Source organism: Acidovorax sp. BoFeN1 (genome assembly GCF_003345135.1).
Lineage (GTDB): Bacteria > Pseudomonadota > Gammaproteobacteria > Burkholderiales > Burkholderiaceae_C > Acidovorax > Acidovorax defluvii.
The window spans coordinates 90,717-99,877 of the sequence record NZ_QOZT01000003.1; the positions used below are offsets into that span (position 1 = coordinate 90,717).

Consider the following 9,161-nt stretch of genomic DNA (forward strand, 5'->3'; position numbering starts at 1 on the left):
GGCTCAGCTAAAGAGACGCCGCGCCAGCACCGAACCAGCCGACAGTTCGCGCTGGTCGAGCTGGTCATAGAGCAGTTCCAGGTCGGCGGCAATCGGGTCCATGGCCATGGCGGGCAGCGGGGTGCCGTTTTGGTCGCACAGCACGCCGTCCATGGCCTCGCACAGGGCGGCGGCCACCTCGCGCAGGCGGGCAAAGGGTTGCTCGCTGCGGTGCACCTGGGCGACATCCAGGCTCAGGGTGATGTCGCGGATGGCGGACTGGTCGGGGTCTTCGGCCAACGCGGCCTGCGTGTCGTAGCCCAGCGTCAACACGGGCGGCAGGCCCGGGGCACTGGCGGGCAGCACCAGCCTGCCGGGCATGGCGCCCACCACAAAGCCCACGCGCGCGGCATTTTGCTGCACGTAGCCGGGGCTCCAGGCCGCATGGCGGGCGCGCAGCATGAAAGACAGTTGCGCATCGTGGTCGCTGGCGAACTGATCGAGTTCGCGGGCGCGGGCCACTTCCTGCAGCATGTCGGGAAAATCGGGCGCCGCATTGATGGCGTCGGCAAACGCCTGGGCCTTGACCACAAACTCCGAAAACTCGATCTCGTTGAGCGCGCCCGTGCGGTTGGCCAACTGCACGCCGGCCTGAAAGCTTTGGTAGCGCTGGCCGGGCGCGGGGGTCTCCCACTGCTGCGTCACCTCGTTGAAACCCTCGATGGCAAAGGGCTTGCTGCCCGCGCGGCGCGTGGGCGGCAGCGCCGCCAGTGCGGCGTCGCCCGACACCGATTGCTCGGGCTGCAGCGTGGCGATGATGTCGATCAGCGGGTCCAGCCCCAGACGGCGCTCGTGCAGCAAGGGCGGCACGGGCAGCTCCATGGCATCGTCGGCATCCACCGTGTGGCTGGCGGGCTCGGGGCCGCGGTCCAGGCCGTGAAAGGCTCCGCCATCCACGGGCTCGGCTACATCGGTATCGAACGCCGGCTCCTGGCGCAGCGCGGGCTCGGCAGTGCGCTCGGGCTCTTGCGGCACGGCGCGCTTGGGCGCGTTGCGGCGCGAGGTCCAGGTGTTGTAGGCCACGATCAGGGCCAGCACCAGGCCGCCGATGATGGCCAGACTCAGTTGCAATGTGCTCATAAAAAATATTCTTGGCTATCCGTTGCGTTGCACACGCCCAGCCGCGCTTGAAACTGGCGCGGCCCATGCCAGGGACGCCGAACAAGGGCCGCCCCGCAGCGAGGGCGTCGTCCCCTTGAGGGGAAGGCGCGAAGCGACTCAGGGGTGCTCATAGTTCCGCCATCGACAAGGCAGACTCCATATCGACCGCCACGATGCGCGAGACGCCCTGCTCCTGCATGGTCACGCCGATCAGTTGCTCGGCCATTTCCATCGCGATCTTGTTGTGGCTGATGAACAAAAACTGCGTGCTCTTGCTCATGCTGGAGACCAGCTTGGCATAGCGCTCGGTGTTTGCGTCGTCCAGCGGTGCGTCCACTTCGTCCAGCAGGCAGAACGGCGCGGGGTTGAGCTGGAAGATGGCAAACACCAGCGCAATCGCCGTGAGCGCCTTCTCGCCGCCCGACAGCAGGTGAATGGTCTGGTTCTTCTTGCCCGGCGGCTGCGCCATCACCTGCACGCCGGAATCGAGGATTTCATCGCCGGTGATGATGAGCTTGGCCTGCCCGCCGCCGAACAGCTCGGGGAACATGCGGCCAAAGTGCGCGTTGACGGTATCGAAGGTGCCCGAGAGCAGCTGGCGCGTCTCGCCGTCGATCTTGCGGATCGCGTCTTCGAGCGTGTTCATGGCCTCGGTCAGGTCGGCGGTTTGCGCATCGAGGAACACCTTGCGCTCGCTGGCGAGCTTGAGTTCATCCAGTGCGGCCAGGTTGACGGCGCCCAGGGCGGCAATCTCGCGGTGCAGGCGGTCGATTTCGGCCTGCAGGCCACCCACGCGCACATTGCCGTCGGCGATCGACTGGGCCACGGCTTCGAGGTCGGCCTGGGCGTCGGTGAGCAGCGTGGTGTATTGCTCCAGGCCCAGGCGCGCTGCCTGTTCCTTGAGCTGGAACTCGGTGATGCGGGCGCGCAGCGGGTCGAGCGCGCGTTCGAGCTGCATGCGGCGCTCGTCGCTGGCGCGCAGCTTGGCGGTGAGGTCGTCGTATTCGCTGCGCTGGGCACCCAGGGCCTTCTCGCGCTCCATCTTCGCCTCCAGCGCCTGCTGCAGGCCGCCCTGCGCCGCAGCGTCGGACAGGCGGGCCAGCTCGTCGCGAGCACGCTGTTGTTCGTCAGCCAGTGCGGTGGCCTGCTGGGTGGCGGTTTCGATGGAGCGAGACAGCTCGCCCCGGCGTGCCTCCAGACTGCGCTGCGAGAACGTGGCCTCTTGCGCCTGGCGCTCCAGCGTGCGCTGCTGCTCGCGGCAGGCGGTGAGCTTGCGCTCGGCTTCGATCACGCGGTCGCCCAGTTGGGCCTCGCGCTCCTGGCTGTCGGCCAGCTGCATGTCGAGTTCTTCAAAGCGTGCCTCAGCGGCCACGCGGCGCTCCTGCAGGTCGGCCAGCTGCGCCTCCACCTCGGCCAGGTCGGCGTCGATTTGCTCGCTGCGCGCGCGGGTCTGCTCGGCCAGTTGGGTGAGGCGCAGGGTTTCCACCTGCAGCTCATGGGCGCGGCTTTGCGTTTCGGTCGCTTCGCGTCGTGCTGCCACCAGGCGCTGCGAGGCGTCGGCGTAGGCAGACTCTGCACGGACCAGGGCGGTGCGCGATTCGTCGGCGATCAGGGCCTGGGCGCGCAGCTCTTTTTCGAGGTGCTCGATCTCCTGCGCGCGAGCGAGCAGGCCGGATTGTTCGGAGTCTTGTGCGTAAAAACTCACGCTGTGGGCGCTGACGGCGTGGCCTGTGGGCACAAACACCACTTCGCCAGGCTGCAGCGTGCTGCGGCGGGCGAGCGCGTCATCGAGCGTGGGCGCGGTATAGCAGCCCTGCAACCAGTCAATCAACACGGCGCGCAGGCCGGCATCCTGAAGGCGCAGCAGGTCCGACAGGCGGGCGTGGGGTGACGATGTTTCAGGGTGTCCCGCAGCGGGGGCGCTGTAGAAGGCCAGGCGCGCGGGCGGTGCGTCGTTGCCGCCAGAGCCCAGGAAGCCGCGCACCATCTCCAGGCGCCCTACTTCGAGCGCGCCCAGGCGCTCGCGCAGTGCGGCTTCCAGGGCGTTTTCCCAGCCGGGCTCGATGTGGATGCGGCTCCACAGGCCTTGCAGGCCATCGAGGCCATGCTTGGCGAGCCAGGGACGCAGCTTGCCGTCGGTCTTGACCTTTTCCTGCAGCGCCTTGAGCGCCTCCATGCGGGCCGACAGGTCGGCCTGGCGCGCGCTCTCGCTGTTGACGGCCTGCTGGCGGGCGCGGCGGTCGTCGTCGAGCTGGGGCACCGATTCCTGCAGCTCGTGCAGGCGGGCCTCGGTGGTTTCGGCAATTTCTTGCGCTTCTTCAAGCTGCTCGCGCAGGTTGTTCAGGCGGGCTTCATCGGGTGCGGCCAGCGCGTTGCGGTCGGTGCGCAGGCGCTCGAAGCGGGCATCGAGCTGGCGGCTTTGCTCGTCAAAACTGCGCTGCTCGGCGGCCAGCACGCCAATTTGTTGCTGCACCTGCACCACGCTGCTGCGCTGCTCTGCCGTGCGGCTTTGGGCCTGGCGCAGGGCTTCTTCCAGATCAGGCATTTGCATGGCCTGCTCTTCGACCTGGGCGGCCAGCATCTCGGCGCGCTCTTCGGCATCCACCCCGGCACCGGCCAGGTTTTCCAGCTCGATATCGGCCTCTTCCTTGCGGGTCTGCCACTGGGTGATCTGCTCGGCCAGCGTGACCAGGCGCTGCTCCACGCGCTGGCGGCCTTCCACCACGTAGCGGATCTCGGCTTCGAGCTTGCCGACCTCGGCCGTGGCTTCGTAGAGCTTGCCCTGGGCCTGGTTGACCTGGTCGCCAGCGGCGTAATGGGCCTGGCGGATGGTTTCGAGGTCGGATTCCACCGCGCGCAGGTCGGCCATGCGCGATTCGAGGTCGTTCACGGCCTGCAGGCCATCGAGGCGCACCTTGGCCTGCTGCTCCTCAGCGTCGGCGCGCTTCAGAAACCACTGCTGGTGCTGCTTGAGCGTGGCGTCGGCCTGCAGCGTGTTGTATCTGGCGGCCACCTCGGCCTGTTTTTCGAGCTTTTCGAGGTTGGCGTTGAGCTCGCGCAGGATGTCTTCTACGCGGGTGAGGTTCTCGCGCGTGTCTGACAGGCGGTTTTCAGTCTCGCGGCGGCGCTCTTTGTATTTGGAGACACCGGCGGCTTCTTCGAGGAACAGGCGCAGTTCTTCGGGGCGGCTTTCAATGATGCGGCTGATGGTGCCCTGTCCAATGATGGCGTAGGCGCGTGGGCCCAGGCCCGTGCCCAGAAACACGTCCTGCACGTCGCGGCGGCGCACGGGCTGGTTGTTCAGGTAATAGCTGCTGGTGCCGTCGCGCGTGAGCACGCGGCGCACCGCCACCTCGCCATACTGGCCCCACTGGCCACCCGCTCGGTGGTCGGAGTTGTCGAAAACCAGCTCCACGCTGGCGCGGCTGGCCTGCTTGCGGGTGGTGGTGCCGCTGAAGATCACGTCCTGCATCGACTCGCCGCGCAGCTCGCTGGCCTTGCTCTCGCCCAGCACCCAGCGCACGGCGTCCATGATGTTGGACTTGCCGCAGCCGTTCGGGCCCACCACGCCGACCAGTTGCCCGGGCAGCATGAAATTGGTGGGCTCAGCGAACGACTTGAAGCCGGAAAGCTTGATCGAGGTAAGACGCACGGGTCAGAGGTGAAGGCAAATAAGAGGAAGTAGCCAGGGAATAACCGGGGCCGCACGCATCCACGGGGAAAACCCGCAGGCTGGAACCGGACCGGAATGATACCGCGCCGACCGGCCGCTCCCTGGCCCGTGGGCCACCTGCCGGGTACCGGCGCAGCCCCTCTGTGGAATATTGGGTAAAAATGGCCTCTAGCGCTTATTCAGCAAGCGCTAGCAGCTATCAAAATTGATAAACAGATGCTGCATCGCGCAGCCCCCGGCGCTGATTTGCCTGCGCTCGGGCTGCGGCGGGCGCAGGCCCAGCGGCCTCCTCGCCATCAGTGGGCAGTGTTGGTGCGCTGCACCAGCGCTTCAAACTCGGCCACGGGCACGGGCGGGCTCAGCAGATAACCCTGCCAGGCGTGGCAATGGTTGCGGGCCAGAAACTCGCGCTGCGCCTCGGTTTCCACCCCCTCGGCGATCACGCGCAGGCCCAGGCTGGTGGCCAGCGCCACCACGGTGCGGGCAATGGCCGCGTCGTTGGGGTCGGTAAGCACGTCGCGCACAAAGCTCTGGTCGATCTTGAGCTGGTCAAGCGGCAGGCGCTTGAGGTAGGCCAGCGATGAATACCCCGTGCCAAAGTCGTCCAGCGAAAACCCCAGCCCGTAAGCGCGCAGCTGGCCCATCTTCTCGATGGTGTCCTCTACATCCTCCAGCAACAGCCCTTCGGTCAATTCGAGCTTGAGGCGGTGCCCGTCGGCACCCGCGCCCGCCAGCGCCGCCAGCACCTGGGGCACGAAACCGGCCTGGTGAAACTGGCGCGGGCTCACATTGACGGCCAGGCTCAGCGCGGCCAGGCCGGGCTGCTGCGCCCACAGCGCCAGGCGCTGGCAGGCCGACTTGAGCACCCATTCACCCAGCGGCAGGATCAGGCCCGACTCTTCGGCCAGCGGAATGAACTGGGCCGGCGAGATAAAGCCGTTGCTTGGGTGGCGCCAGCGCAGCAGCGCCTCGGCGCCGGTGATGCGGCCATGCTCGATCTGCGGCTGGTAATACAGCTCGAACTGGCTCTGGGCCAGCCCCGCGCGCATGTCCAGCTCCATGGCGGCCCGCGCGCTCACGGCGGCCTGCATCTGCGGGTCGTAAAAACGCAAGGTGTCGCGCCCCGCCGACTTGGCCTGGTACAGGGCCAGGTCGGTGCGCTGGAGCAGCTCGTCCACGGTTTCGCGCAGGCCGCTGAATACGGTGATGCCCATGCTCAGCGAGCTGTGGTGGGCCTCGCCATCCACCTCGTAGGGCGCGCGCAAGGCCGACAGGATCTTCTGGCCGGTTTCCTCGCTGCGCGCGGCCGCCTCTTCGGGGTTGTCGCCCAGGTCTTCCAGCACCACCACAAATTCATCGCCGCCCTGGCGGGCCACCGTGTCGTCCTCATGCACGCAGTCGCGCAGCCGCTGGGCTACCTGCAGCAGCAGCGCATCGCCCCGCTCGTGGCCCCGGGTTTCGTTGAGGGTCTTGAAGTTGTCGAGGTCCAGCAGCAGCAAGGCGCCACTGCGCTGGCGCCGGGCGCTGGTGGCCAGCGCCTGCTGCAGCCGGTCCCGCAGCAGGCGGCGATTGGGCAGGTGGGTGAGCGGGTCGTAGAAGGCCAGATAGCGGATTTCCTCTTCGTCGGCCTTGCGCTGGCTGAGATCCACCAGGGTGAAAAGGTGGCCGCCGTCCACGATGACACCGGCAATTTCCACGGTGCGCTGCTGGCCGTCCTTGCAGTGGATGGTGTATTCACCCGAGGCAATGGTGCCGTCGCCTTCGATGGCCTTGGCGCGCGCTGCCATCCAGGTAGTGCGGGCTTGCTCGCGGTATTGCACGTCGGGGTACACCGTGGGCCACCAGTCTTCGCCCCTGGGAATGTCGTCTTCGGTATAGCCGCAGATCTGCACAAACTGGTCGTTGCGAAACTTCATGAGCCCGTCTGCCTGCACCAGGCACACGCCCACCGGCAGGCGCTGCAGAATGCCGCGCAGGCGCAGCTCGCTGCCGCGCAGGCTGTCTTCCATCTGCTTGCGTTCGGTGATGTCCTGCACCACGGCGATGTGAAAGTCGGGCGGCTCGCCCGGTGCCCACATCGAAGACACGGTGAGGTCCACCCACAGGATGTGGCCATCCTGGTGGAAATAGCGCTTTTCCATGTGGTATTCAAATATGTCGCCGGCTTTCAGGCGCTCCAGGCGGGCCAGGTCCTCTGGCAGGTCTGCGGGGTGGCTGATGCTCTGAAAATCGGTCTGGCACATCTGCGCCACCGAGTAACCGACGATGTCCGCATATTTTTGGTTGACGCGGACAAACCGCCCGGTCTGCGTGTCGATTTGCGCCATTCCCACGGCCGCCTGCCGGAACACGGCGCTGAGACGCTCTTCGCTCTGGCGGCGCGCATCGTCGGACGATTGCGCTTGCGCCAGGGCCAGCGCACGCTGGCGCCCCAGCAACACCACCAGTGCCGCCAGCAGCGCTGAAAAAAGCGTCCCCGTCAGGGCGACCAGCGCCGGCAGGCGCCGCTCGGAGGGCGAGAGGTAGTCCTTGGCGGGAAAGAAGCTCAGGCGCCAGCGGCGGTCGTGCACCTGGATATCCACCTCGTGCAGCGTTGCCGAGGCCAGTGGCACACCTGTCAGCGCCAGCAGGGGAAGCCCCTTTTGGTCGTTGTCGCCACCACCGTCCAGGGCACCGGCCTCGCCATCGGCCGGAGCATGCACCGCGCCACGGTCGGCGATCGACACGGCGATGCCATCCATATAACCGAGCGTGCGCAGGCTTCCCATCAGGTCATGCACCCGGATGGTGGAGGCCACCGCGCCCACAAAAGGCGGTGTCCCGCCCGGCTGGGCCGCGCCAAATACGGGCGCCCGCAGCACAAAGGCCGTGCGATGGTCTTTTTCTTGCAGCAATTCGAACGGCGCGGACACCACGGTTTTACCGGTGTCGCGGCTGTAGTGCATGGCCTCTAGATTGGCGGGCTGGACACTGATGTCCAGGCCCAGCAGGCCCCTACTTCCCTCTTCAGGCCAGAGGTACTCAACCACAAAATACTCGGGGCGCGCGCCCGCGGGGTGAATGGCAAAGTCAGGCAGCCCCTGCGGGTTGACCGACGTGTCGGCCCGCACGCGCGCCTCGAACGCCGCGCGCTGTTCGGCCGTCACATAGCGGGTAAACGCAAGGTTGCGCACCCCGGGGTAGCGCTGGCGCACATCCAGTTCGCGGGCGGCACGCTCAAACTCGGCGCGGCTGAGCACGGGGTTGACCATGAACAGGCTGCGCAGGCCATTGACGATTTCGGTGTGTGTGGCCATGCGCTGGGCCAAGGCGTCCGAAAATGCCCGCGCTTCCTGCAGAAAACGGGCCTCGGAGATCGTTGCCACCGACCGCGCCTGCTGCTGTGCCAGCCACAATGTTGTCAAAAGCCCCGCAATGGCAACGGCAAAACCGAGCAACCAATGCCGGTGGCGGAGCGGGTTACCGGTGAATACCATCAAAATTTGAAGCGTTGCAGTGTGACAGCCAGGTGATGGAGCGCCAAAAAAACCAAGGAAACCGGCCCCGAGAATAGCGGCAATTTCTGGCCCGCCCTTGCTGCAGTGGCACAAAGCAACGCACAAGGCATTGCCTGCACACCCCATATGGCAACCCCACGCCCATTCGTGCGCAGGCACAATGGGGCCGTCACTCGCATCCCACAGCGCCCCATGCCTGCTTTTCATCCGGTCTGCCGGAATTTTCTTTCTCTGCGATGAAGACCCTTGCCCCCCCGAACGTCGTGGACCTGCTCCTCGACGCCGTGTGCATCGTCAAGGCCGACAGTTCCATCGTGTATGTCAGTCCGGCATTCGAGCGAATCTTTGGCTATGCCCCCGAAGAGGTCATTGGCAGGCGCATGCTGGACATGGTGCACCCGGAAGATCTCGCCGCCACCCAGAGCCAGGCAGAACGCGTGACCGAAGGCCAGCTCCAGCTGCATTTCGAGAACCGCTATGTGCGCAAGGATGGGCAGATCGTCCATATCCGCTGGACGGCACGCTGGGTAGACGACCAGCAGGTGCGCCTGGCGGTGGCACACGACATCACCGAACGCAAGCACACCGAATCGCTGCAGGCGGCCATCTATTCCATCTCGGAGGCCGCGCAGGCGGCAGAAGACCTGGTTTCGCTGTTTGCGCACATCCACCAAACCATCGGCACGCTGCTGCCTGCCTCCAATTTCTCTGTGGCGCTGCACGACCACCTGACCGACACGGTCAGCTTTCCGTACCACGTGAACGAGCGCCATCCGCCCCCCGCAACCCGCCCACTGGATGCAGATGCCCTGTGCTCGCACGTCATCCGCAACGGGCAGACGCTGCTGCTC

Annotated in this window: 4 protein-coding genes; 1 reads left to right on the forward strand and 3 read right to left on the reverse strand. The window is 66.3% G+C overall.

Translation table 11 applies throughout. The features are described 5' to 3' along the window. Window positions 1-3: 3 nt before the first annotated feature. The 3 genes from DTW89_RS01385 to DTW89_RS01395 form a co-directional block, all read right to left on the reverse strand. The gene (locus DTW89_RS01385; protein WP_024815180.1) at window positions 4-1,119 is read right to left on the reverse strand and encodes a cell division protein FtsZ; all 1,116 of its coding nucleotides are present in this window, start codon (window positions 1,117-1,119) and stop codon (window positions 4-6) included. Window positions 1,120-1,267: 148 nt separating this feature from the next. Next, window positions 1,268-4,792: a chromosome segregation protein SMC gene (gene smc, locus DTW89_RS01390; RefSeq protein ID WP_114654605.1), complete on the reverse strand. Its 3,525-nt coding sequence runs from the start codon at window positions 4,790-4,792 to the stop codon at window positions 1,268-1,270. A 317-nt stretch (window positions 4,793-5,109) separates the two neighbouring features. Continuing rightward, window positions 5,110-8,289 carry a bifunctional diguanylate cyclase/phosphodiesterase gene (locus tag DTW89_RS01395; protein ID WP_114654606.1) on the reverse strand — a complete coding sequence of 1,060 codons (3,180 nt, stop codon included), beginning with the start codon at window positions 8,287-8,289 and terminating at the stop codon, window positions 5,110-5,112. A gap of 257 nt (window positions 8,290-8,546) precedes the next feature. Here DTW89_RS01395 and DTW89_RS01400 point away from each other — a divergent pair. Continuing rightward, window positions 8,547-9,161, forward strand: a 615-nt coding sequence (locus DTW89_RS01400) for a PAS domain-containing protein (protein ID WP_114654607.1), incomplete at its 3' end; no start/stop codon positions are given.

Coding starts and splice junctions, on each gene's coding strand:
- DTW89_RS01385 (WP_024815180.1), bottom strand. CDS start 1,119: ATGAGCACATTGCAACTGAGTCTGGCCATCATCGGCGGCCTGGTGCTG.
- DTW89_RS01395 (WP_114654606.1), bottom strand. CDS start 8,289: ATGGTATTCACCGGTAACCCGCTCCGCCACCGGCATTGGTTGCTCGGT.